Consider the following 23,155-nt stretch of genomic DNA (forward strand, 5'->3'; position numbering starts at 1 on the left):
CCGGGAGCCCCCGTGGCTCCGATCCTGAAAAGCAAGCGCCCCTCCCCAGCCTTTCCTGGAGGTCCGAACCCGTGTTTTTCCGTCGTTCCCGCCGCGCTCGCCTCGCGTTCGCTCTGACTTCGCTGCTCGTCCTCGGCGCGCCGGCGGCGGCCAGCGCCGCCGGTGAGAAGGACGCGGAGGCGATGAAGCTGCACAACCAGGCGATGGACGATGACTATCTCTCTGTCGAGTTCGACAAGGCGGAGAAGAAGCTCCGAGACGCGCTGAAGAAGTGCGAGAGGAACGCCTGCACGAAGCCGGTGATCGGCAAGCTGCACATCGCGCTCGGCACGGTGTACGGCGGCGGCAACAAGCTGGAGCAGGCCAGGGCGGAGTTCGTGCTGGCGCTCCAGGCCGATCCGAAGGCGGCGCTCATCGACGCGCTGACGACGCCCGAGCTGGCCCAGGCGTTCAAGGAGGCGCAGAAGGAGGCGCAGGCCGCCGGGAAGCCGGCGGAGGATGCGCCGGGCGAGGGCGGCAAGCCCGCGAAGGCCGCCGCGGGCGACGTCCCGCACACGCCGGTGGCGGAGCAGGCGGTGAACACGCCGGTGCCCGTCTACATCGAGATCCCGGAGGAGATCGACGCGTCCAAGGCGACGCTGCGGTACAAGCCGTTCGGCTCGCCCAAGTGGAAGTCGGTCGAGATGACGCCCATGGGGAGCGGCTTCGGGGCGGAGATCCCCTGCGAGGATGTCACGACGACCGGCGATGTCCGGTACTTCGTGATCGTGCGGGACGAGGCGGGCGACCCGGTGGGCACGGCCGGCTCGATGCAGGCGCCGCACCGGGTGCCGATCAAGAACGAGATCGACACGGCGCCGTCGCTCCCCGGCCAGGAGCCGCCGCAGCGCTGCGCGGCGAAGGAGGATTGCCCGCCTGGCCTGCCTGGCTGCCCCGAGGTCGGAGGCGAGCGCGGTGACAAGGGCTGGGGCGCGTCCTGCGAGGAGACCGTGGAGTGCCAGTCCGGGCTCGTCTGCCTGAACGGGACGTGCGAGCAAGGGGCCGGGGGCGGCGGGGCCGCTGGGCGCAAGGGCAAGCGCAACGTGTTCGGCCTCTGGGGGGAGCTCGATCTGCTCCTCGTGCGCGGCACGGATTACGTCTGCTCGGGCAGCGACGCCGCGTACGCCTGCTTTTACCCGGGCAGCAACGGCAAGCAGTTCTACGGCGAGCCGGCGGATCTCCCCGGAACGAACGGGGTCAAGGGTGGCCTGAGCCCTGCCGGGGGGCGCGTGATGTTGTCGTACGACCGGCAGCTCTTCGCGGATCTGCCGCTGCTCGTGGGCGCGCGGCTCGGGTTTGCTTTCGGCGGCTCGCCGACCTCCGAGCAGCCGCCGACGCCGTGGGTGGGAGACGACAAGCAGAACCCGCATCTCCAGGCGCTCAGCTTCCTGCCGCTCCACGGGGAGCTCCGCGCCACGTACTTCTTCCTGGGAGATCGGATTGTCGAGAAGGGCGGATTCCGCCCTTACGGGTTCCTGTCGCCCATCGGCCTGGCCCAGGTGAACGCGTCGGTCCCCGTGGATGTGTGCGATCGCCGGAGGGACGACGGTTCGCTGCAGGATGGGAACGCCAGCAACAGGTGCCCGGCGGACACCCGTTTCGTCGAGAACCTCGACGCCTACCAGATCACCGGTCGGAACTTCTCGGCGGCCGGGGCCGGCGTGGTCTACGGCATCACCGAGAACCTCGGTGTGTCCGCCGAGCTGAAGGTCATGCTGATGTGGCCGACGCTCGGGCTCGTCTTGGCTCCCACGATCGGCCCGGTGTTCGCCCTCTAGGGCCTCTCCAGCCAGCTGCCTGCCGAGCTGCCCGGCCCCCAGCGAGGGAGCACGTCGCGCGGCACGGCGCGGGGGCCCCGCCGAACTCGCCTGGGACATCATCCCTCCGGCGCTAGCGCCGGAGAGATGATGTCCCCGGCTCAAACATCGGCCCATCCCCCGCGCCGTGCCGCGCGACGTGCTCCCTCGCTGGGGGCCTACCGTTCCCGACCTGTTCCCGCTCCATCAAGGGCGCTTCGCGCCGCACACCGGACGGGGACTCGTCGAGCCTGGAACCAGGAGCGGACTCAAACCGCGCGCCGCCATTCCCGCACACGCAGCGACATTCCCGGCACACACACACTCCGCCGTGCCGATCCGACCCTCGCCCCCCTTCCCCATCGCCGTCGCAGCGCGGGGGGCGCCCGCACAGGAGACGGGCCCAGATCGGCGTTTTCGGCGCGCAGGCGCACTCACGTGCGCCGAGCACCGAAAACGCCGAGGTGGGCCCGTATCCGCAGCGGGCGCCCCCCGCGCTAGAGGTCGAAGCGTTCGGTGCCGAGCAGCTGGTAGAGCGCATAGAGCGCCCCGGCATCGTGATGCTCGAAGCGAACGCCCGCGCGGGCCGGCCGCCCCGCCGGCCCACGGCGGATCCAGGCGATCCGGCCGCGGAGGCTCAGCGGATCCCACAGGTTCGGGGTCGTGACCTCGAGCGTCACCGCGGTCTCGGGATCGAGCAGCTCCGACGCGAGCTGAGCCTCGGACAGCTCGATGCCGGCGCCGCCCAGCCCCAAATCGCGGATGCGGACGCCGTGCTCCTCGATCGACTGCCGATCGCGCAGCGTCGCTCCAAGATCGACGCGTCGCCTCGCGTGAGCGCGAAAGTGGTCCCGGACAGCCATCCCGGCGCATTCTCCAGTCAGCGCGAACATATCACGAGCGGCGCGCGCTCACGCGCGGTTCACCAACCCCTGCAGCGCAGGGGCACGGGCGCGAGCGCGCGCGCTCGAACAGCGTGCTCGCCCGGTAGCCCATGGCCGCGTTCGGTAAAGCGGACCGCCACGTGTTAGCCTTTGGGCTTCGCGGCGAACCTTGGGTTAACATGCGGACCACATCCGCAGGAGCGAGTCGCGAAGTAGACCGGAGTTCTACCCTGATGGCCCAGGACACACGCAAAGATCCGCGAGCGAGGGTGCTGCAGATGACCGTGCGCTACAAGAGCGCCACGGTCGACGAGTTCATCGAGCACCACTCGCATGACGTGAGCCGTGGCGGCATCTTCATCAAGACGCCGTCGCCCTTCCCCGCTGGCACGCTGCTCAAGTTCGAGATCCGGCTGCAGGACGAGCAAGCCGTCATCGCCGGCGTCGGCCGCGTCGTATGGAAGCGGGAGCCCGCGCAGGCGAGCGACGCGCACCCGTCCGGCATGGGCGTGAAGTTCATCAAGATCGATGAGAAGTCCAAGGCCGTGATCACCCGGCTCGTCGACGCGCAGCAGGGCGCCGGGTCGGCGTTCGAGGCCGGCATCACCGACCGCGCCGACCTGGGCGACGAGGTGACGGAGCCCGCGGCCGCAGCGGCGGCCGCGCCGCAGGCCGAGCCCGCGGCCGCGAAGGCCACGCAGGCCGCGCAGGTGAAGCGGGCGTCGACGATGCTGGGGCTCGGCGCGATCGGGGCGACCTCGAAGGGCGACGCCGGCAAGGGGGACGCGAAGAAGGCCGAGCCCGCGGAGGCCGGCAGCTTCTTCCCCAAGACGAACCCCGAGAAGGAGATGCCGCCGCCCGACGAGCGGACGATGATGAAGCAGGCGGCCGAGCTGCTGAAGCAGGCGCTCGCCGAGGCCGGCGGCTCGCTGGACGAGATCGGCGCATCCAAGGAGCCGCTCATCCCCACCCCGCCGAAGAGGGCCGAGCCCGAGCCCGCGCCCGAGCCGAAGGAGGAGCGGGCGAAGCCGCTGGCCGAGCCGGCGGCGATCCCGGTCGCGGCGGTCGCGCAGCTGGCGAACGAGCGGGAGGCGCGGGACGAGATCCCCGCGGCCGAGGCGAGGCCCGCCAAGGTCGCCGCGGCGAAGAAGCCGGCGGAGGTGGCGGACAGGACGCCCTCCGAGGAGCTGCACGGCAAGGCCGCGCGCCAGGAAGACAAGGCGGCCGACGACGCGGCCAGGGCAAAGCCTGCGGCAGCCAAGCCGAAGGAGGACAAGGCGGTCGCCGCCAAGGCCGCGACCACCGGCAAGGTCCCGCTCGCGCAGGAAGAGGAGAGCAGCGGCACCGGGCGGCTGCTCACGATCCTGCTGGTCGCGGCTGCGCTCTGCGGCGCGCTCTGGCTCGTGTTCGGGCAGAGCGATCCCAAGCCGGAGCCGGCCGCGCCCGCGCCCACACCGGCAGCGCCCGCGCCGGAGCAGCCCGCGGCCAAGCCCGCGGCTCCGGAGGAGAAGCCCCAGCCGGCGGAGGTCGCGCCCTCGGCGACGGAGACGGCCGCGCCCCCGGCGGCGACCACGGCGCCCCCGATCGCCCCTGGGTCGTCGGCGGCACCGGAAGCGTCGGCCGCGCCGGCGGCGACCACCGCGCCGACCGCCGAGGCCCCCGCCAAGGCGACCGCGGAGCCCCCGGCCCCCACGACGACGGCCGAGCCGGCAGCGCCCAAGGCGACCGCGGAGCCCCCGGCGCCCACGACGACGGCCACGCCGGCGCCGCCCAAGCCGACGCCCAGGCCGAGGCCGAAGGCGCCGAAGAACGACGATCCTTACGGTTGAGGGCGAGGCCGTGGGCCATCCGCGGGAGAGGCAGCTGCAATGAGCGGCTCGGGTAGTCAGGTCGGTGAACCGGGTCTGGGTCGCCCGAGGGCGGCCGCCCCCCTGGCCGCGCTCGGCTTGCTGGCGGCCACCGGGCTCGTCTGCGCCGCGGTCGCGCTCCGCAACCCGACGGCCGTGGCGGTGCTCGAGCAGGACCCCAGCGGCTCGGCGCGGACGCCTGCGCCCACCGCCGCCCCCAGCAGCAGCAGCAGCGGTCGCGCCGACGCGCCGTCGCCCGAGCCGGCGCCCGCGCTCGACCCTGCGGAGCCCGACGCCCCGGCGAAGGCCGAGCCTGCCCGCGCGCAGGCCTCGGAGCTCGAGAAGGCCCAAGCCGAGGGGATCGCGGCGCTCGGCGCGCTCGCGCAGCGGTACCCGGAGGACCCCCCGGTCCTCCGGGCGCTCGCGCTCGCGCAGGGGCGCGACAAGGCGTACGCGGCCGCGGTGGCCACGACGAAGCGGCTGTTCGAGATCGCCCCCGAGGAGACCGGCAACGACGAGGTCAAACAGCTCCTCCTGAGGATCGCGAACGGTCCCCCGGAGGTCGCCCTCACGGCGCTCGATCTGATGGCCAAGCAGATGGGGAGCCGCGGTCCCGACCTGCTCTACGAGGTGGTGACCGCGCCGAGGTTCGGCGACTGGATCCGGGACAATGCGAGCAAGCAGCTGCTCGATCCCAGCGTGCGGCAGGTGGCGTCGCCCGCGCTGGTCATCGCCGACGATCTGCGCCGGCTCACCGGGTGCCCCACCAAGGCGCTGATCGCCAGGGCGCGCGAGGAGGGCGACGTCCGCGCGCTGCATTACATCAAGTCGCTGCTCACCCCGCAGCGCTGCGGGGCACGGATGCGCACGTGCCTCAAGTGCGGCGCCGTCGCCAAGGATCTGCGCGCGACGGCCAGCGTCATCGAGAAGCGCAAGAAGGCGGCGGCCACACCGCCCGCGGGGAGCGCCGCGCCCTGATCCGTCCCGTCGAGGTCGGGTGAGCCCCGCCTCGCCGCTGTCACCGCGACGCGGTCCGCGGGCGCCCTCGTCGTCCAGCCCGCGGCAGGGTCGTCGCCGTCGTCCCGCGCGCATGGCCGCGCTGGCACGCCCCGCGAACAGGAGCCCACGGCGCGGACCACACCGCGACCGGCGCGAGCATCTCTCGCCTAGCTGCTCCGTCGCCTGCCGCTGGCGGCACCGTCGCGCAGGCGACTCGATGCGTTGGACCAGCTCGCGACGGGAACGAATCGGGGTGGGCGCAACAGGATTTGAACCTGTGACTTCGTCCGTGTGAAGGACGCACTCTACCGCTGAGTTATGCGCCCGATGCCAGCCGGTCGTCACCCGGCCGTTTCGGAAAGACGTGGCGCTTTTAACTCAGAGATCGGCGTTCGACAAGAAGAACTCGCTGCTCATGTCGAACTTCTTCGCGGCGCTCGGGAAACCAAGCGTCAGCGGCCCCCCTCGGCGCGCCTCCCGGCGCTGGCCGAGGCTCGGTCGCGCGTCGTCGCGCGCTCTCGCGCGCATCCACGCGGGGCGTGGACCAGGCAGGCAACCGCCTCCACGCCCCCCGGGCCGTCACGCCGTGGCGCAAGCAGGGCCGCTGCCGCTGCCCCGATGCTGCGGGCCACGCATCGACCCGCGGTGGGCCGCGCCCCGTCAATCGAGCGTCGCGACCGCGCGCCGGAGCGCGGCGAGGCCCGCTTCGATGTGGTCCTCGTCGCAGGCGTAGGAGAACCGAAGATAGCCGGGCGCGCCGAAGGGGGTGCCGGCGACCGCGGCCACGTGCGCCTGCTCCAGCATCCACGTCGCCACGTCCTCGTCGCTCGCGAGCGTCTTCCCCTGGAAAGAGCGCCCGCACAGCCCCCGCACGTCGGCGAACGCGTAGAACGCGCCCTCGGGCATCCGGCAGCGCACCCCGGGCACGGCGTTGAGGCCCTCGACCATGAGCGAGCGCCGCCGGGCGAAGGCCGCGCGCATCGCGAACACCGCGTCGCGCGGGCCGTTCAGGGCCGCGACGGCGGCGGCCTGGGACACGGCGGCGGCGTTCGTGGTGCTCTGACCCTGGACCACGTCGAGCGCCTTCGCGACCTCGATCGGCGCGATGCTCCAGCCGATGCGCCAGCCGGTCATCGCGAAGGTCTTGCTGACCCCGTCGACGACGATCACGCGCGGGGCGAGGTCCTCCGCGAGCGCGGGGAGCGACACGTGCCGGAAGCCGTCGTAGGTGAGGTCGGCGTAGATCTCGTCGACGATGATCCAGCAGTCGTGGCGCCGCAGGACCGAGGCGAGCGGGAGCAGGTGCTCCTCCGCGTACGCCGAGCCGGTCGGGTTCGAGGGCGTGCACAGGACGAGCGCCTTCACCCGCGGCGTCAGCGCGGCCTGGAGCGCGTCCGCCGTGAGGCGGAAGCCCGTAGCCTCGGTGGTCTCGACGACGACCGGCGCGGCGCCGAACAGGCGCACCTGCTCGGGATAGCTCACCCAATGAGGCGCCGGGATGACGACCTCGTCCCCCGGCTCGAAGAGCGCGGCGGCGAGGTTGAACAGCGCGTGCTTCGCGCCAGCGCTCACGGTGACCTGGCTCGGCAGAGGCCGCCACCCGCGGTGCTGCTCGGTCGCGGCGCAGATCGCCGACTTCAGCTCGGGCGTGCCGGACACGGCCGTGTAGTGCGTGGCGCCGGCGTCGAGCGCCGCCTTCGCCGCGGTGCGGATGTGCTCGGGCGTGTCGAAGTCCGGCTCGCCCACGCCGAAGGCGTAGACCGTGTGCCCCTCGGCGCGGAGGCGCGCGGCCCGCGCCGCCATGGCGAGCGTTGCACTGGGCGCGACGGCCGACAGACGGTCAGCGAGCTTCCTGGGCATCGGGACAGAGAGGAATAAAGGGCGGCCCGGGACGACGCAAGGCGCTAGCCCTCCCGACGATTGCGTCGGCGACCCGGATGTGCCTCGCGCCGCGCGCGCAGGGCCCGCCTACGCCCGCGCCTCGAGCGCCCGCGCGCACGTGCAGCGGCCGAATGCAGGCCAGGCGGAGCCGAGCGAGCCGACGCGAGGCAGCGCCGTAAGCCCGACCACGCGCGGTCGGACGCATGGCGTGCGGCGCTACGGAGAGGGTGACGGCGTCGCGCCGCCGACCTGGACTGCGGGCTTCTGCTCGTCCTGCTTGATCGAGTAGCGCACGAGCGCGCGGAGCACGTCGTTGCGCTGCACGTTGCCGAGGAGGCTCTTCATGTCCTCGTAGATCGACGGATCGACCAGGAGGGCCCCGAGCGTCCCCTTGCCCGCCCTCATGTCGTGCACGATCGCCCGCAGGTCGCCGGTCATCGCCGTCACGTTGGCGAGCGCCTCGGCGCCGTCGCCCTTGCCGCCGTACAGCGCGTCGTGCGCGAGGCTGTCGCTCTCGCGGATGCCCTTCAGCGTCATGGCGACCTCGTCCGCGGCGTTCCCGAACTGCTGGATCTGCTTCTGCGGGCCGTCGCCGTAGATGACGTCGTGCGCGAACCCCGGCCCCTCCTTGACGCGCGAGACGACCCCCCTGACCTCGCGCAGCGTGCCCGCGAGCTCCGTGCTCACGCGGTCGAGGCTCGCCAGGGTGCGCGAGATGCGCTCGGCCTCCGCGGGATCGGTCAGGAAGCGGTGCGGGTAGCCCTCGCCCTCGGTCACCTGCTTCATCAGCGTGTTCGCCGAGGCGACCGTCTCGCGGAGATCCTTGTGCAGCCGCTCGTCGGCGATGTTCTCCGAGACCTTCTGGATGTTGTCGAGCGTGGCCTCGGCCTTCTCGGCCATCCCGGCCACCTTCCCCATCACGTCGGTCGGGACCTCGCCAGGGATGTGGCCGCCCGGCGGCACCGCGTCGGGGCTCTGCCCCTTCGTGAGCTCCAGCATCTTGTCGCCGAGCAGCCCCTTGTTCGCGATCTGGGCCACGCTGTCGGTCTTGACCCGGCCCGCCTCGCTCTCGACGACCTCGAGCTTCACGTAGATCTTCGTGTCCTTCGGGTCGGGGCCGTAGCCGACCTCCGCGACGTGGCCGATGTCGATGCCGCCCATACGGATGGGCGCGCCCGGCTTCAGCCCCTGCACGTCGCTGAAGCTCGTCGAGAACTCGACCGAGGAGTCGAAGAGCCGCCGCTCGTCGCCTATCAGGAAAATGACTACGGCGGAAAGGATGAGGCCCGCCAGCACAAAGAGTCCGACCTTCAGATCGCGCGCTCTGCCCATGCGGAAGGGCATCTTGCGCGATCTTGGGTGGATCGTCACGCCCCGAGAAGCGTTTGGACGTCCTCGTTCACCGGCGCGGTCCCGGTAATGAAATCGGCGACATGCGGATCTTTGGACGCTCGGAACTCCTCGGGCGTGCCGGTCGCGATGACCTCGCCGCGGTAGATCATCGCCATCCGATCCGAGATCGAGAACGCGCTCTTCATGTCGTGTGTCACGACGATGCTGGTCACGTTGAGGGCCTGCTTCAGGCCCTTGATGAGGTGATTGATGCGCTCGGTGTTGATCGGATCGAGCCCGGTCGTCGGCTCGTCGTAGAGCAGCACCTCGGGCTGCACCGCGATGGCGCGCGCGAGGCCGACGCGCTTCTTCATGCCGCCGGACAGGTCCCCCGGGCGCATCTGCTCGATGCCGGGCAGGCCGACGAGCGACAGCGCCCAGTTCACCCGCTCGGCGATCTGCGCCTCGGTCATCTCCTTGCGGTAGTGCTCGTGCAGGCCGTAGGCGACGTTCTCGCCGACCGAGATCGAGTCGAACAGGGCGCCCCCCTGGAACAGCATCGCGATGCGCTGGCGCACCCGGGCGATGCGCGCCTCGCTCACCTTCGTGATCTCTTCACCGTGAAACTGGATAGTTCCATCGTCCGCGTCGAGCAGGCGGATGAGCAGCTTGAGCATGACGCTCTTGCCGACGCCCGACCCGCCCATGACGGTGAGCGTCTCGCCCGGGTACACCTCGAGGTTCAGGTCGCGGTAGATGACCTTCGGGCCGAAGGCCTTGCGCACATGCGAGAACCGGATCAGCGGCTCAGCCACGCGCCCACGCTAGCACGCCGCCGAGGCCCGCCGCGAACGCTCAGTCGGCCGCGGCGACGTGTTCGATCCGGATCTCGACGGCGTCCCCGCCGCGCCAGGCGTCGCGCCGGAGGCGGCCCACCACGTCGACGCGCCCGCCGGCGAACCGCGCCGCGAGCTCGCCCAGCTCGAACCCGAAGCACGAGATCTCGCGGCGGGCGAAGGTGAGCTCCAGCTTGAGGTGGCCCTTCAGGTTCCTCGCCGAGCGCACGGCCGCGCCCGACAGGAGGACGTGCGCCGCGCGGTTCCCCTCGCCGCACGGCTCGAGCCGCTCGAGATCGCGCGCCACGGCCGCCGGATCGTCGCGATCGTCGAGCCGGGCGTGGGCGGCCGCGAGCGCCGCGGCGGCGGGGAGCTCCTGGTCGCGGAAGGCGTCGCACCACGCCGCCCGGAGCGCCTCGACGCGATCGGCGCGCACCTCGACGCCGGCCGCCGCCTGGTGGCCGCCGAAGCCGATGAGCTCGGCGCGGCAGCGGGTGAGCGCGTCGTGGAGCCGCGCGCCCGCTGGGCCGCGCACCGAGCCGCGCCCCTTGGCGCCCTCGAGGCCGATGACGATCGTGGGCTTGCCGAAGCGGGAGGTGAGCCGGCCCGCGACGATGCCGACCACGCCGGGGTGGAAGCCTTGCCGCGCGATGACGATCGCGGGATCCCGATCGAAGCCGGCGCGCTCGATCTCGGCGAGCGCCGACGCCAGCATCTCGTCCTGGATGGCGCGCCGCTTCATCTGCGCCTGCTCCACCGTGGCGGCGAGCGCGGACGCGGTCACGCCGTCGTGCGCGAGCAGGAGCTCCAGCGAGACGTCGGGGTCGCCGAGCCGACCGGGCGCGTTGAGGCGGGGCGCGATCCGGAAGGCGACGTCCTCCGCCGAGGCGCCGCGCCCGAGATCGAGGTTGGCGAGCGCCGCGAGCGCCCGCAGCCCGGGCCGGGGGCCGGTCTGGAGCACGGTGAGGCCGGCCCGCACGAGCGCGCGGTTGTCGCCGGTCAGCGGCGCGACGTCGGCGACGGTGCCGATGGCCACGAGGTCGAGGTAGGGGCGGAGGTCGAGCGACGAGCCGAGCTTCTTGCGCACGGCGGCCAGGAGCGAGAGCGCGAGCCCGCAAGACGCGAGCCCCTTGTACGGGAAGCCGCAGTCGGCGCGGTGCGGGTTCAGGAACGCGATCGCCGGGAGCGGCTCGGCCGGCACGAGGTGGTGATCGATGACGACGCAGTCGATGCCGGCCGCGCGCGCGGCGGCCAGCCGCTCGTGATCGCTGGAGCCGCAGTCGCACGTGATGAGCAGCGTGGGGCAGGCGCGCATCACGCGCTCGAGCGCGGGGGCCGAGAGGCCGTAGCTGCCCTCGGCGCGCGTGGCGAGCAGCGGCACGACCTGGCCCGAGAGGGCGCGCAGCGCGCCCGTCATGATGGCGGTCGCGGTGATCCCGTCGCAGTCGTAGTCGCCGAAGACGGCGATCCGCTCGCCGGCGCGCACGGCGCGCGCGATCCGCTCGGCGCTCGCCTCCCGATCGGCCATGGCGTCGGGCGACGTGAGGTGCGAGAGCCGCGGGTCGAGGAAGCGCCGCGTCGCCTCGTCCGGAGCTCGGCCGGCCCGGTGCAGGATGTCCGCCACCGTGATCGACAGACCGAGCTCGCGCGCCATCGCGAGCGCCTCGGGCGACGCCTCGCCCGGGTCGGCGATGCGCTCGACGAACGGCGCGCTGCGGGCCGCGTGCGAGGCGGGGGTCGGCGCCTCGCGCTCGGCGAGCTCCTTCCAGGCCTCCGTGACGGTGCTCGTCATCGCGAGAGCCGGTACACTGGCGCGGCGGGGGCGTCCATGGTCAGGGTCGGGGGCGGCGCGAGCGGCCGCGGCCGCGGCGAGGCGCTCAGACGACCGCGTCGGCGCGCTTCTGCGCGCGGACGCGGTTGACCTTCTTGCGCTTGCCGGAGGCCGAGCCGAAGAACCGGCGGTCGATCCACTCGGTGAGCGGCGCCGCGACGTAGATGGAGGAGTACGTGCCGACGACGATGCCGACGACCAGCGTGAACGCGAAGTCCCGGATGACGCCCGTGCCGTAGAAGAGGAACATGACGAGCGACAGGAACGTCGTCGCCGACACGAGGATGGTGCGGCCGAGCATCTCGGAGAGCGAGTAGTTGATGACGGCGGCGAAGCTCATGTCGCGGTGCTTCCCCAGGTTCTCGCGGATCCGGTCGTAGACGACGACCGTGTCCGTGATCGAGTAGCCGACGATCGTGAGCAGCGCGGCGACGGTGGAGAGGGTGATCTCGCGCTGCGTGATCACCATGGCGCCGAGCGCGATGCCGACGTCGTGGACGAGCGCGAGGATGCCGCCGGGCGCGAACCGGATGTCGAACCGGAACGCGATGTACGCCATGATGAAGAAGATCGTGATGAGGACGCTCTTGATGGCCGCGTCGCGCAGCTGGGCGCCGGCCTTCGGCCCGATCCACTCCACACGGAGCGCCTGGTCGGGCACCTTGTCCGCGCCGAGGCGCTGCCGGAGGCCGTCCATCAGCTGGTCGCCCTTCGACTTCAGGTAGAGCTCGACCTTGTGGTCGCGCTCGCTCACGACGAGCGGGTTGTTCGCGCCGGGCCTGATCTCGACGCCCTCGATGCCCTCGAGCTGCTTCTTGATCCCCTCTAGGTCGGGGGCGACCTCGTAGCGGGCGGAGATCTTGTCGCCGCCGGGGCTGAACTTGACCTCGGTGGCGCGCACCGCCTCGGGGCAGCGGTCCTCGGGGACGGAGCCGCCCTCGGGCGCCAGGCACATGTGCTCGCGCACCGCCCCCTTCTGCTGCTCCGAGAGCGCCGAGACCTCGTGGACCCGGATGAGGTAGCGGTTCGGGTTGGCCTGGTCCGAGACGGATACGACGTCCGGGGAGTCGAAGCCCGACTTCGTGACGGCCTCGCGCACCTCGGCGCTCGAGACCGGCGCCTTGAAGGCGACCTCGACCTCGGTGCCCCCCTTGAAATCGGTCCCGAGCTTCGGCCCCGGCACGATGAACGAGATGATCGACAGGATGAGCAAGATCCCGCTGAGCCCGATGAAGAGCCAGCGCTTGCTCATGAAGTCGAACTGACGGCCAGGCTTGATGAGTTCCATCGTCGTGTCTCAACCATCGGAGACCGCTCGCGCGTTCTCCCTCAAAGGCCGGAGATCCGCTCCAGCGGCCCCGTTCTCAGCCGAGCGAGAGCGTCTTGATCTTCCGTCCGCGGACGGCCCAGTCGAACATCAGGCGGGTGCACACGACCCCGGTGAACAGGCTGATCGCGATGCCGACGATCAGCGTGATCGCGAAGCCCTTGATGGGGCCGGTGCCGTACTGCGCGAGGATGAGCCCCGAGATCAGCGTGGTCACGTGGCCGTCGAGGATGGCGCTGAACGCCTTGTCGTAGCCGACGTCGACCGCGGCGCGCGGGCTCTTGCCCGCCCTGAGCTCCTCCCGGATGCGCTCGTTGATCAGCACGTTGGCGTCGACCGCGATGCCCATCGTGAGCACGAGGCCGGCGATGCCGGGCAGCGTCATCGACGCGCCGAACATCGCGAGGACGGCGATCTGCAGGATGAGGTTGAAGACGACCGCGACGTCCGCGATGAGCCCGGCGCGGCTGTAGATGATCACCATGAACACGACCACGAGCACGCCGCTCGCGATCGCGCCCTTCATGCTCTGCTGGATCGCGTCCTTGCCCAGCGACGGGCCGATGCGCTGCTCGTTCGACGGGGAGATCGGCGCCGGCAGCGCGCCCGACCGGAGCACCAGCTCGAGCTTACGCGCGTCCTGGAGCTGCTGGTCGGGGTTCTGCGAGCCCATCGTGATCTGCGCGCGGCCGCCGCCGATCTTCGTCTGGATGACCGGCGCGCTCTCGACCTTCTCGTCGAGGATGATGGCGAACCGCCGCTTGACGTTCCTGCCCGTGATGTCCTCGAACCGGTCGGCGCCGGTCGGGGTGAACTCCATCGACACGTACCAGCCGCCGAGACCGCCCTCGCTCTGATCCGGGAGCGCCTGCGCGTCGCGCACCATGTCGCCCGTGATCTCGGCCTTGCTGAAGAGGAAGTACGTCCGCCAGCCGATCTCCTCGATGACGTCCTTCTCCTCGTTGTACTCGTACAGCTTGCCGTAGCCGACCTCGTTGTCCGGCGGCACCTGGAGCGTCCCGACCCACTCGCGCAGCCGCTTGAGCGTGTCGCGCATCTCCTCGTGCTCGGCGCGCACCATCCGGGCGAAGTGGACCGGCTTGGTCTTCCCGGGGCCGACCGGCGCGTTCTCGATCGAGAACGTCAGCCCCTTCGGGAGATCCTCCTCCTTGGCGCTCTTCGCGATCGGCTCGAAGAAGTCCTGGTCGTCGTCGACCATCTTGAACTCGAGCCGCGCCGTCTGGCTGATGATCTCGCGGATCGTGTTGAAGGAGGCCTCGTCGTCGCCGGGGACCTCGATGATGACGTCCTCGTCGCGCGTCGAGACGCTCGCCTCTTTGAGGCCGAGGCCGTCGACGCGGCGGAGCACCGTCTCCTTGGCCTGCGACACCGCGCGCTCGCGGATGCTGCTCGAGACCTCGTCGCGGATCCGGAACCTCACGACCTTGCGGTCCGCCGAGCGCTGGAGCTGCAGCTCCCCGAGGAACTTCGCGAGGAACGCGTCGTTGATCTTCTCGGAGTCCGCCGGGTCATCGAAGGTGATGGCGATCGTGTCGGTGTGCTCGCGCGACTTCTCGATGCGGAGCTTCGTCTGGAGCTTCTGCATCTCCTCGATCGTCGGCGGCTTGTCGCCCTCGTGGAACCCGAACGCCGTCGCGAGCGCCGCGCGCAGGTCGTCGTAGTACCGGTCGCGCTTGTCGCTGATCGCCTCGTCGACGTCGACCGTGTAGACGAGCCGGAGGCCGCCCTTCAGGTCGAGCCCGCGCACCAGCCGGAACGGGACGTTCGAGGTCAGGAAGCGGCTGAACCCGAGCTCCCCGCGCCTCGCCTGGGTCTCCTGCTCGGACACCTCCTCCGACGAGAGGCCGGTGTGGTCCGGCCGGCCGTGCCGCTCGTCGTGGTAGGTCGGGTAGATGCAGAGGGCCGAGCCGAGCGCGAGGAACAGCACGAAGCCCGTCTTCACCCGCCACGCGAAATCGATCCACGGCCCGGCGCAGAACAGCGCCCACGGCACCATCAGGCCGAACACCGCGAGGGCCCAGAACACCTGGTAGTGCGCCGCGACGGCGGCCGCGCCGGCGGCGAGCGCCGCCCAGACGAAGACGCTGCGCCGCGGGCGGCTGAGCCACGCGCCGATGAGGCACAGGCCGGCGACGCCGGCGAACCCGTACTGAAAGATGTTTAGGAGCATGGAGTGTGGCGCCGCGGGGGGCGGTAAAGAGCTTCCTGTTGGGCCGAGCGCCGGCCTACGACTTCTTGTCCTTCGCCGCGTCGGCGACCTTGGCGTCCGCCGCCGCGACCTCGCCCGGGTCCTGGCCCTGGATCGCGCTCTTCAGGATCTGCACGTTCACGCCGGGGGCGATCTCCAGCTTGACCCGGGGCGAGTTCGGGTTGATGTCGGTGATTTTGCCGATGAGCCCGGACTGGGTGACCACCCGATCGCCCGCCTTGAGGTTCGACTCGAGCTGCTTCTGCTTCTTGTTCTGGCTCCGCGTCATCACGAAGATGAGCAGCAGCGGCAGCGCCAGAATGAGGAACGAGAAGGCCCCTCCGCCGAACGGCGCGGGCGGCGCCTCCTGCCCCCCAGAGGGCGGCGGCGATTGACCTTCGACCGGCGCCGCGGGCGCGTTGCCCGCGCGCCCGGGGGCGGCGTTCGGCTGGAACCAGTTTGAGCTTGCCAAGGTGACGCGTGTCTCCGGGCCCCGACGGGCTCGCCCGCAAATTGCGGGCCTCTCCCAACCCCCCGGGGCCCGCCTCCATACCCAGGATCCAAGGGTCGCGCAAGGAGCTAGGCGGGCAGCCTCACCCGGATGCGACGGGAATACAGCCTTACGGCCGTTTCCGGATCCGCCCCACCCGTCCGCCCGGGCCCGCGCCGCGGCCGCCCACCGCCGCGGCGTCAGCCGTCGCTGCCGAACACCATGTGCCGGCGGGCCCGCTCGCCGCTCGCGATCTCCGCCAACGACAGGCGCACGTCGCGCTCGGTGATCGTGCCGTCGATCGTTGCGAACGTCGCGGAGATGATCGGCGGGATGCGCCCGACGCCGGGGAAGCCGGGGGCCCACGTGAGCGCGTCCGCGAACGCGGCCTTGACCAGGGCGGCGACGGGCCCGTGCGGCGCGAGGGGCACGTCGAGCGGCTCGAGCACCACGACGGCCCTGGCGCGGCCGAGCGTCTTCACCATCTCGGCGCCGTAGAACGGCCGCAGCGCGCGCACGCCGACGAGGCCGACGCGCCGGCCCTGCGCGCGCAGGCTGCGCACGACCTCGCGGGCCGCGGGGAACGCGCAGCCCACGACGACCATGATCTCCTCGGCGTCGGCGGTGTCGACGCGCTCGATCGCGCCGAGCGGCCTGCCGGTCAGCTCGCAGAGCTCCCGCATCGCGCTGGCGAGCGCGAACGGCACGCGCGCGCAGAAGCCCCGCTCGGCCCGCTTCCGGACGACGCCGCGCCCCTGCGGGCGAGGGCCCCCGTCGCCGTCGCTCTCGCCCGGCGCCGCGTCGGTGAAGGTCGGCGCGCTCCGCTCCGAGCCGAGGAAGCGGGCGGCGAGATCGCGCGCCGCGCCGAGGGCGGACACGTCCGACGGCAGCGCGTCGACGAGGTGCAGGAACGGCGTCTCGCTGTCCTCGGCGGCGCGCCGCGCCACGAGCGCCACGTCGGCCGCCTCCTGGCTGCTCCAGGTGACGAGCACCCCCGCGCCGACGTCGAGCGCCGGCGCGAGCTCGTCGCGCCCCACGGCGGGCCCGCCGCGCCGCTCGATGACGTGCACCGTCACCGGCGTGCGCACCGCCGCCGCCTCGCCGAGCGCGGCTAGGGCCCCGACGAGCTCGTGGGCGCCGAGCACCACGCTCGCGCGCTGTCCGGCGCGCGAGCGCGCCGCGGCGCCGCGGATCGCCTCGGCGGCGGACGCGGCGCGCTCGATCGGCAGATCGCCGGGCACGGCCGCGTGCGCGGCGAAGAGCGCGCTCCCCGCGGCCACCTCGACATGTGCGATCACCGCCGCCGGATCCGGCGGCGCGCCCAGACCGTCAGGCACTGCCATCCAGCCGTTCGTCGCCCGAGCCGCACGCGAGGTCAAGCGCGAGCGCGATCGGATTCCGCGCAGCGACCGGGCCGAAGCGGCGCCGCGATCGCGATCATCCATGCCTGGACGTAACTCCGAGAAACGACGTTTTCGCCCCGAGGTAATGCTCCTGTCGCACGCGGCTCTGCGGTGGTCGCGCGGTGGGACGCCGTCACCAAGCTCAGCCGCAGGCGGCGTCGCGCTCGTGTCCGATGCAGACGGACGACCCGCCCGCGGCTCGGGCGGGTCGCCTGGCGCGCTGGCCTGCCAGCGCGCCGACGAGCCAGCGCGCTGGTCTGCCAGCGCGCCGACGAGCCAGGGCGCTGGCCTGCCGGCGCGCCGACGAGCCAACGCGCCGACGAGCCAGCGCGCCGACGCGGATACCCACGCGGGAAGCACCTGCGCGGGATGGACGCCGGGCCCTCGCGCCGCAGAAAAAAGCGAACCCGAAAAATTGATCGCTTGACGGACTCTCCGGCCCTTGATAGGAGGCGCTCTCCGTTTCGTCGGCGTCGCGCCGAGCGAGCGGGACATAGGCGCGTAGCTCAGTGGTAGAGCACTACCTTGACACGGTAGGGGTCGCCGGTTCGAAACCGGCCGCGCCTACAAATCAGCAGGAGACCTAGCCTGCGAGGTTTCATGGCCCTCGATCAGACAGCCCAGGCCGCCTCGGCGGCCCGCACCACGGTGCGCGAGGCTCTCGCCGACGAACTCGCCAAGGACCGCACCGTCATCGGCGCCCGCGTCAACGGGCGCCTCCTCGATCTTCAGACCCCCTTCCTTCGCGACAGCGCGACCCGGATCGAGCCCGTCCGGACGAGCGATCCGGACGGCCTTCGCATCATCCGGCACTCGACGGCGCACATCATGGCCGACGCCGTGCAGCGCCTCTTCCCGGGGACGAAGGTCACGATCGGCCCCGCCATCGAGGCGGGCTTCTACTACGACTTCGACAAGCCGAGCGGCCCGTTCACGGACGAGGATCTCGCCAAGATCGAGGCGAAGATGCGCGAGATCATCGCCGCCGGCCGCCCGTTCCGGCGCGACGTGGTGAACCGCGAGGCGGCGCACGAGCTCTTCGCCCAGATGGGCGAGACGTACAAGCGCGAGCTCATCGACGCGATCCCGCCGGGCGAGGAGGTCTCGCTCTACCGGCACAGCGACGGCGAGCGCGAGTGGGTCGACCTCTGCGAGGGCCCGCACGTGCCGGACGCCTCGCTGCTCCAGGCCGTCAAGCTGGTGAGCGTGGCCGGCGCCTACTGGCGCGGCGACGAGCGCAACCCGATGCTCCAGCGCATCTACGGCACGGCGTTCCCGAGCCAGGCCGCGCTCGACGAGCACCTGAAGCTCCTCGCGGAGGCCAAGGAGCGCGACCACCGGAAGCTCGGGAAAGAGCTCGAGCTCTTCATGTTCCACGAGTACGCGCCGGCCATGCCGTTCCTCCTGCCGCGCGGCGCGCACGTGTACAACTCGCTCGTCCAGTACATGCGCGACCTCTACGTCGACTACGGGTACGACGAGGTCATCACGCCGCAGATCTTCGACAAGCGGCTGTTCGACACGAGCGGGCACCTGCCGAACTACCGCGAGAACATGTACCTGCCCGTCACGGCGGAGCACCTCGACGCGGCGCGGCTCGCGCTGCGGCTCGGGGTCTCTCCCGGCGAGGCGGACGCGGCGGTCTACAAGGACGCGGACAAGAAGCGCGACGCCGCGGTCCTGGAGCAGCTCGCCGAGCTCGAGCGGCTCGCCCAGAAGCCGATGAACTGCCCGAGCCACTGCCTCATCTTCGGCCAGCGGCGGCGCAGCTACCGCGAGCTGCCGTGGCGGCTCGCCGACTTCGGCCGGCTCCACCGGTACGAGCGCGGCGGCGTCGTCCATGGGCTCGCCCGGGTGCGGAGCTTCTGCCAGGACGACGCCCACATCTTCTGCGCCCCGGAGCAGATGCACGGCGAGATCCAGGCGTTCCTGCGCCTCCTGCTCGAGGTGTACGCCGCCTTCCGATTCGCCAAGATCGACATCAAGCTCGCGACCCGGCCCAAGAAGCGCATCGGCACCGACGCGCAGTGGGACGCCGCGGAGGGCGCGCTCGCGGACGCCCTGAAGCAGGCCGGCCTCCCCTTCGAGATCGCGCCCGAGGAGGGCGCGTTCTACGGCCCGAAGCTCGAGTTCCACGTCCTCGACGCGCTCCGGCGGAGCTGGCAGCTCGGCACGATCCAGGTGGACTACGCGCTGCCCGATCGCTTCGAGCTCGAGTACACCGGCGCCGACGGCGGCGTGCACCGCCCCGTGATGCTGCACCGGGCGATCCTCGGCTCGCTCGAGCGGTTCTTCTCGGTGTACCTGGAGCACGTCGGCGGGGCCTTCCCGGCCTGGCTGGCCCCGGAGCAGGCGATCATCGTCACGGTCAGCGAGAAGCAGGCCGCCTACGCCCAAGAGGTGGTGGCGCACCTCCGAGGCCGCGGGCTCCGCGCCCGGGCCGACCTCAGCTCCGACAAGCTCGGCGCCAAGATCCGGGCGGCGCGGCTGACGCGCGTCCCGTACGTGGTCGTGGTCGGCGACAAGGAGGCCGAGGGCCGCAAGGTCGCCCCCCGGTCGCGCGATCTCAACAAGGACCTCGGGGCGATGCCGCTCGAAGAGTTCGCCGACCGGCTCGCCGCGGAGTCGAAGCCCCCCCGCCTGGCTGCGAGCGCCCCGAGTTCGTGATCGGTCGTTCCGGCCGGCCCCTCTCGCCGGCAGGCCTTCCCCTACCCCCGTCGAGCCCGGCAGACCAGGGCTCCCGAGCGCCCCTGGGCCGCGGCGGCCGCTGTGCTTGCTGCCGTTGCCTGCGGCGCGGAGTCAGGCGACATTGGCATGGTGATGGTCGCCGCGACCACACTCGGTCGCGAAGCGGCGGTCCGTCGCTTTCGGAAGCACAGAACACAAGGAGGCAGCGAAATATCACATGGCGATGAGACGCTTCGACCCTCGGCAGGCCCAGCGGGGGCCGCAGATCCGCATCAACCAGCGCATCCGCGTCCCGGAGATCCGCGTCATCGGCGATGATGGCGAGATGCTCGGCATCATGCAGACCCACGAGGCGCTGCGCCGGGCTCAGGAGAAGGGGCTCGACCTCGTCGAGGTCAACCCGAAGGCGGATCCTCCGGTTTGCAAGATCCTCGACTTCGGCAAGTACAAGTACGACGAGAAGAAGAAGGCCCGCGAGGCGAAGCGCAAGCAGAGTGTGGTGGAGATCAAGGAGATCAAGCTCCGTCCCAAGACGGACGATCACGATCTCGAGTTCAAGACCAGGGCTGCGCACCGGTTCCTCGGCGCAGGTCACAAGGTGAAGTTCACGGTGCGCTTCCGCGGCCGCGAGATCACGCACCCGGAGAAGGCGCAGGAGCAGCTCGACTGGATCGTCCAGCACTGCGAGGAGATCGCGAACGTCGAGGTGCGCCCGATGATGGAGCAGCGCACGATGACGCTGATGATGGCGCCCAAGCCCGCCATCCTGCAGAAGGTGGCCCAGGCCCGCGCCGCCGCGGAGAAGGCCCGCCAGAAGGCGATCCAGGAAGGGCGCGCCGCTCCGACCGGGGCCGACGCCGAGGAAGAGGAGATCGAGAAGCTCGAGAGGCAGCTCGAAGAGCAGGACGACGACGAGGACGACGAGGGCGAGGGCGGGAACGAGTAGCCCCGTCCGGAGAGCGCGCGCCTCAGGACGACGGCCGCGCCTCTTCCGGGGCGCGCATCGCGTCGCGCCCTCTGCGATGCGGGCTCGTGCGCGGCGCGCTCCCCCGCATCGCGGAGGGCGCTGAGCGCGAGCCGGACCGCCGCGGGCGCGGCGAGGGGCGCGCGCGCCGCCGGCTCAGTGCGGGATCAGGCCGCCGAGCCACGCCCCGGCGGCGAGGACCGCGAGCGCGGCGACGAGCAGCACGGCCTTCACGGCGCCGGCCCCCGTCTTCATCGGACGGAGCTCCGCCTCGAGGTCGTGCGGCGCGAACGGGGCGAGCGGCGCGGGGGGCGCGGGCGGGGCTACCGGCGCCAGCGCGGGCGGCGCAGGGCGCGGCGGGGCAGGCGCCGCCTGCGGGGAGGCCAGCGTCGGCTCGGCCCGCCGCTCGAGCGGCGGAGGCGGGGGCGGCACGGGCGGCGGGCGCGCGGGCTGGGGCGGCGCGAGCGGCGGCTCCGCGGGCCTCGCCTGCGGGTACGCCAGCAACTTCGCAGGCGAGATGCCCGCGTCGGTCTCCTCGAGCGCGGCGAGGTTGCCCTCCTCGACCGAGACCTCGGCGAGCGACCGCCGCATGAGGTCCTCGCCGGGCGCCGAGACCTTGATCTCGTCGGCCCATTTGCCGATGTCCTCGAAGGCCGAGATCTTGAGCGGCTCGCTCGGCCGAGCGGCGCTCGGCGCCGCCTTGTCGTCCGGGAGCGACGTGAACTCGAGCAGCGTCTCCTCGATCAGCCTGTCGATGAACGACGCCTTGTCCGACGCGGGGGCGCGCTTCTTCAGCGCCATGGCGCTGCGGACGTGCTCGGCGATGTCGTACGCGCTGACCGGCCGGCCGAACCTGTACAGGAAGTTCGTGAGATCCCGGCCGAACTCGCGCGCAGAGCCGTAGCGATCGCCGGGCTCGCGGGCCAGCGAGCGGGCGATGATGCGATCGAGCTCGGGGGGCACCGCCCTGTTGATCTCGGAGAGCGGCGGGATCTGCGCCTGCTGCACGAGCTTGACGGTCTGGTAGTCGGTCTCGCCGAGGAAGAGCCGCTTGCCCGAGAGCATCTCCCAGAGGATGGCGCCCACCGCGAAGATGTCGGTGCGGTGATCGACCTCGAGGCCCTGCGCGGCCTCGGGCGAGAGGTAGCTGAACTTGCCCTTGATGATCCCCGCCTCGCTCTTCTCGAGCTGGCTCGTCGCCTTGGCGAGGCCGAAGTCGACGATCTTCACCTCGCCGTACTTGGTGATGAGCACGTTCGGGGGCGACATGTCCCGGTGCACAATCTTGAGCGGGTGCCCGTCGGCCGCCCGGAGCTCGTGGGCGTACGTGAGCCCCTCGCAGAGCTTGGCCGTGATGAACACGGCGGACTCGACCGGGAGGGTGCGCCCGGCCTTGCGCATCGACTCGAGGACGGCCTTCAGGTCGGCGCCGTCCACGTACTCCATCACGATGAAGTAGGCGTTGTCGCCGACCCCGATGTCGAACACCTGCGCGACGTTGGAGTGCGAGAGGTGCGCGGACAGCCGCGCCTCGTCGAGGAACATCGCGATGAAGCGCTTCTTCTCGCTCAGGTGCGGGAGCACGCGCTTGATCGCGACCTGCTTCTTGAACCCCTCGATCCCCGCGCTCTCGGCGAGGAAGACCTCGGCCATGCCGCCCGAAGCGAGCCGCTCGACGACCCGGTAGCGCTGCTGCTGGTGGGCTTCCGTCATGCTCCGCCTAGTACATCACGTCCCACGCTGCGCGCGGAAACAACCGGCTCGTCTCTCCACGCCGCGCCATGCCACGCCACGCCGCGCCACGCCACGCGCGGCGCGCCGTGTGACGAGCGCGTTTCAGGCCTCCGGGCGCGAGCTCCCGCGGAGCGCGGCGCGGCCGGGCTCGGCGAGCAGCGCCGCGTCAGCCCGTGAGCGCGCTCCGCGCGAACGGGCGAGGCTGAGGTGTGAGCGGCACCGCCACCGCGCGCGCGCGGCTCCGCGGCGCGACCGCCGCGCGCAGCTGCGGCGTCAGATCGAGCTGCTCGGCGGCGCGCTTTCGACGATCGTCGAGCTCCGCGGCGAGCATCTCCTTCACCATGTCGAGGAGCTCGGCGAACCCCGAGAGGCGCATCCCGACGTCGTTCGTCCAGAGGATGACCTCGAGCTCGCCGTCCGGCGACCTCGCCTCCGGGTCCCAGGCGAAGACCGTCTCGGCCGCCGCGTCGATGCCGAACGGGACGAGCGCGCTGCGCGCGCTGTACCGGCCGCGCAAGCTCGACGGCGCGACGTCGCGCTCGCCGGCGCGGCGCGCCTCCTCGCCCTCGCACAGCTCGAGCACCATCCGCCCGACGTCCATGTACGAGCCGCGCGCGAGCGCGCGCACCCCGAGCAAGCTGGCGCCGGCGAACAGCTGCGGCCAGCCGTCGTGCCGCGCGAGCAGCTCGCGGTAGCTCGGCGGCAGCGGCATGCCGAGGCGGCGCTCGACGCCGGCGATCGCCGCCTCGGGCGCCCCGGCCGGCGGCGCGATCGGCATTCCCCGCCGCGGGTCCATCCGCGCGAGCTCCAGCTTGAGCGCGCGGATGCGGTGCATCGACTCGAGCCACTCCATGCGCGCGACCCTACGCGCGCGGCGCCGGGAGGAGCAAAAAAC

16 protein-coding genes and 2 tRNA genes are annotated in these 23,155 nt (G+C 71.8%); 6 read left to right on the forward strand and 12 right to left on the reverse strand.

Annotation, left to right across the window (positions count from 1 at the left end; translation table 11 throughout):
• Positions 1-71: 71 nt before the first annotated feature.
• A complete protein-coding gene (locus WME98_RS52465; RefSeq protein WP_437949069.1) occupies positions 72-1,817 on the forward strand; it encodes a hypothetical protein in 1,746 nt (581 codons plus the stop codon).
• Between the two features lie 515 nt (positions 1,818-2,332).
• Here WME98_RS52465 and WME98_RS52470 read toward each other — a convergent pair.
• Complete coding sequence (locus WME98_RS52470) at positions 2,333-2,698, reverse strand: PilZ domain-containing protein (protein ID WP_061627742.1); 366 nt, start codon at positions 2,696-2,698, stop codon at positions 2,333-2,335.
• A 299-nt stretch (positions 2,699-2,997) separates the two neighbouring features.
• Between WME98_RS52470 and WME98_RS52475 the strand changes: the two genes are divergently transcribed.
• Both WME98_RS52475 and WME98_RS52480 read left to right on the forward strand, forming a co-directional pair.
• Positions 2,998-4,548 carry a TIGR02266 family protein gene (locus WME98_RS52475; RefSeq protein ID WP_437954141.1) on the forward strand — a complete coding sequence of 517 codons (1,551 nt, stop codon included), beginning with the start codon at positions 2,998-3,000 and terminating at the stop codon, positions 4,546-4,548.
• Positions 4,549-4,587: 39 nt separating this feature from the next.
• Positions 4,588-5,544: a hypothetical protein gene (locus tag WME98_RS52480; protein WP_437949070.1), complete on the forward strand. Its 957-nt coding sequence runs from the start codon at positions 4,588-4,590 to the stop codon at positions 5,542-5,544.
• Between the two features lie 275 nt (positions 5,545-5,819).
• Here the strand turns inward: WME98_RS52480 and WME98_RS52485 are convergent.
• The 9 genes from WME98_RS52485 to WME98_RS52525 all read right to left on the reverse strand — a co-directional run bounded on the left by WME98_RS52485 (position 5,820) and on the right by WME98_RS52525 (position 16,814).
• Positions 5,820-5,891: transfer RNA gene (locus WME98_RS52485), tRNA-Val, on the reverse strand.
• 334 nt (positions 5,892-6,225) lie between these two features.
• Positions 6,226-7,368 carry a pyridoxal phosphate-dependent aminotransferase gene (locus tag WME98_RS52490; protein ID WP_437949071.1) on the reverse strand — a complete coding sequence of 381 codons (1,143 nt, stop codon included), beginning with the start codon at positions 7,366-7,368 and terminating at the stop codon, positions 6,226-6,228.
• A 294-nt stretch (positions 7,369-7,662) separates the two neighbouring features.
• Entirely contained in the window at positions 7,663-8,778 is a 1,116-nt protein-coding gene (locus tag WME98_RS52495) for an MlaD family protein (protein WP_437949072.1), read from the reverse strand.
• 35 nt (positions 8,779-8,813) lie between these two features.
• Positions 8,814-9,593 (reverse strand): ABC transporter ATP-binding protein, encoded by a 780-nt coding sequence (locus tag WME98_RS52500; protein WP_437949073.1) that lies wholly within the window; start codon positions 9,591-9,593, stop codon positions 8,814-8,816.
• Between the two features lie 40 nt (positions 9,594-9,633).
• Positions 9,634-11,406, reverse strand: coding sequence for a single-stranded-DNA-specific exonuclease RecJ (gene recJ / locus WME98_RS52505; protein WP_437949074.1), 1,773 nt, complete (start codon positions 11,404-11,406; stop codon positions 9,634-9,636).
• A gap of 85 nt (positions 11,407-11,491) precedes the next feature.
• Positions 11,492-12,733: a protein translocase subunit SecF gene (secF, locus tag WME98_RS52510; RefSeq protein WP_437949075.1), complete on the reverse strand. Its 1,242-nt coding sequence runs from the start codon at positions 12,731-12,733 to the stop codon at positions 11,492-11,494.
• 76 nt (positions 12,734-12,809) lie between these two features.
• On the reverse strand, positions 12,810-14,963 hold the full coding sequence (secD, locus tag WME98_RS52515; protein WP_437949076.1) for a protein translocase subunit SecD: 2,154 nt from the start codon (positions 14,961-14,963) through the stop codon (positions 12,810-12,812).
• A 55-nt stretch (positions 14,964-15,018) separates the two neighbouring features.
• A complete protein-coding gene (gene yajC, locus WME98_RS52520; RefSeq protein WP_437949077.1) occupies positions 15,019-15,453 on the reverse strand; it encodes a preprotein translocase subunit YajC in 435 nt (144 codons plus the stop codon).
• A 218-nt stretch (positions 15,454-15,671) separates the two neighbouring features.
• Positions 15,672-16,814, reverse strand: a complete 1,143-nt coding sequence (locus WME98_RS52525) for a transketolase (RefSeq protein ID WP_437949078.1) — start codon at positions 16,812-16,814, stop codon at positions 15,672-15,674.
• Between the two features lie 555 nt (positions 16,815-17,369).
• Here WME98_RS52525 and WME98_RS52530 point away from each other — a divergent pair.
• The 3 genes from WME98_RS52530 to infC all read left to right on the forward strand — a co-directional run bounded on the left by WME98_RS52530 (position 17,370) and on the right by infC (position 20,508).
• Positions 17,370-17,441: transfer RNA gene (locus WME98_RS52530), tRNA-Val, on the forward strand.
• A gap of 33 nt (positions 17,442-17,474) precedes the next feature.
• Positions 17,475-19,541 carry a threonine--tRNA ligase gene (gene thrS / locus WME98_RS52535; RefSeq protein WP_437949079.1) on the forward strand — a complete coding sequence of 689 codons (2,067 nt, stop codon included), beginning with the start codon at positions 17,475-17,477 and terminating at the stop codon, positions 19,539-19,541.
• A gap of 244 nt (positions 19,542-19,785) precedes the next feature.
• The gene (gene infC / locus WME98_RS52540; RefSeq protein ID WP_437949080.1) at positions 19,786-20,508 is read left to right on the forward strand and encodes a translation initiation factor IF-3; all 723 of its coding nucleotides are present in this window, start codon (positions 19,786-19,788) and stop codon (positions 20,506-20,508) included.
• Positions 20,509-20,682: 174 nt separating this feature from the next.
• Here infC and WME98_RS52545 read toward each other — a convergent pair whose 3' ends face one another.
• On the reverse strand, positions 20,683-22,239 hold the full coding sequence (locus WME98_RS52545; protein WP_437949081.1) for a serine/threonine protein kinase: 1,557 nt from the start codon (positions 22,237-22,239) through the stop codon (positions 20,683-20,685).
• A gap of 187 nt (positions 22,240-22,426) precedes the next feature.
• Positions 22,427-23,113, reverse strand: coding sequence for an SMI1/KNR4 family protein (locus WME98_RS52550; protein WP_437949082.1), 687 nt, complete (start codon positions 23,111-23,113; stop codon positions 22,427-22,429).
• Positions 23,114-23,155 lie beyond the last annotated feature (42 nt).

Source organism: Sorangium sp. So ce296 (assembly GCF_051529605.1).
Taxonomy (GTDB): Bacteria; Myxococcota_A; Polyangia; order Polyangiales; family Polyangiaceae; genus Sorangium; species Sorangium cellulosum_D.